At 75.6% G+C, this 1,810-nt stretch carries 1 protein-coding gene; it reads left to right on the top strand.

Going from position 1 to position 1,810, the window contains the following annotated elements; translation table 11 throughout:
* Positions 1–13: 13 nt before the first annotated feature.
* Positions 14–1,810 (top strand): hypothetical protein (locus tag FUT87_RS27845; RefSeq protein ID WP_147243059.1); only part of this gene is annotated, 1,797 nt, incomplete at its 3' end.

Here is a 1,810-nt window from a genome sequence, read left to right as displayed (position 1 = left end):
CAGCGGCGGCGCGATGCGCAAGCACCCGGTCTTCCCGTCCGACCTGCCGGGGCCGGTCGCCAATCCCGCCGTGCCGGAGATGCCGGTCCGGCTGAGCCCGCCGACCGGCGAGGAGCGCGAGCTCGGCTTCGACGGCCTGCGCGCGCGCGGCCTGGAGTGGCTGCAGGCGCTCGGCGGCGGCGTGTGGACCGACCACAACCTCCACGACCCCGGCATCACGCTGCTGGAGCAGCTGTGCTTCGGCCTCACCGACCTGGTCTACCGCGCCGGCTTCCCGGTGGCCGACCACCTGACCGGGCCCGACGGCACGATCGACTACGCCGGCCTGTCGCTGCATCCGCCGGCCGAGGTCTTTCCCTGCCGGCCGACGACGCCGGCGGACCATCGCCGCCACCTGCTCGACGCCGTGCCCGGCCTGGACGACGCGACGCTGATGCCGGACGCAGACAGCGGCCTGTACCGGCTGCGGCTGAAGCTGTCGCAGGACGGCGGCGGCGCGCCCGGCGCGGCGCCGTCGCCGGCCGCGGACCGCATCGCGGCGGCGCGCGCGGCCTACTTCGCCCGTCGCAACCTGGGCGAGGACCTGGCGCCGGACATCGTGCGCCTGCGCGACGTGCCCTGCGAGCTGCATGCCGACATCGACATCGCCGGGCCGCGCGACGGCGTGGACATCCTGGCCGAGGTCTACGACCGCTGCGCGCGTCACATCGCGCGGGCGGCCGTCTCGCGCACGCTGGACGAGCTGCTGCGCGAGGGCCGGTCGCTGGAGGACATCTACACCGGTCCTGCGCCGCGCCATGGCTTCATCGAGGACGCGCCGCCCTCCGAGGCCGGCCACGCGGCCGAGCGGCTGTTCCTGTCCGACCTCACCGCCGTCGTGCTGGCGGTGCCCGGCGTGGTCGACGCGCGCGTGATCGCGCTGCGCGCCGAAGGGCGCGGGGCGACGGCCGGCTCGGTCGAGTGGCGCGGCGAGGACTGGGCGCTGGCGCTGCGGCTGCCCGACCGCGACCAGCCCTCGACGATCACCGTGCGCCGGCGCGGCAATGCGGTGCCGGTGGCATGGAACGACCTGCGCCGGCGGCTGGAGGACCTGCGCGCCGCCGGCCGCGCGCACCAGGCGCGCGGCCAGGCCGGGCATGCGGCGCGCGCGGCGGCGCTGCTGCCGCTGGGCGTGCACCGGCGGCTGGACACCTATGTGTCGGTGCAGGACCACCTGCCGGCGATCTACGGCCTGGGCCGCTACGGCGTCCCGGCCTCCGCGCCGCCGCAGCGGCAGGCGCGCGCGAAGCAGCTCAAGGCCTACCTGGTGATGCAGGAGCAGGCGATCGCGCAGGGCCTGGCCCAGTTGCAGCACCTGCGGGCGCTGTTCTCGGTGGCGCCGGGCGCACGCCAGGGGCTGTGGTCGCAGCTGATCGGACCGGACGCGGTGCCGGCGATCGACCGGCTCTACCGACAGCCACCGCAGGCGGTGATGGACACGGTCTACCGGCCCTTCGACCGCTCCGCGAAGCGCAAGAACCGGGCGCTGGACCACCTGCTCGCGCTGCATGGCGAGACCTACACGCAGAACTCGATGCGGCAGTTCCTGGGCCACCTCGGGCCCGAGGAGGCGGAGACGCTGCTGCTCGAGAACAAGGCCACCTGGCTGCGCGACATCGTGACGCTGACCCGCGACCGCGCCGGCGGGTTCGACCCGGGGCGTCCGTCCTGGGACGCGCCGGACAACTGCGGCGGCCTGCAGCGCCGGGCCAGCCTGCTGCTGGGTTTCCGCCTGTGGCACGACCGGCCGCTGACGCGCGTGCTGCGCGAG

It is taken from the genome of Mitsuaria sp. TWR114, from assembly GCF_007997345.1.
This window is presented reverse-complemented; position numbering and strand designations above follow the sequence as displayed.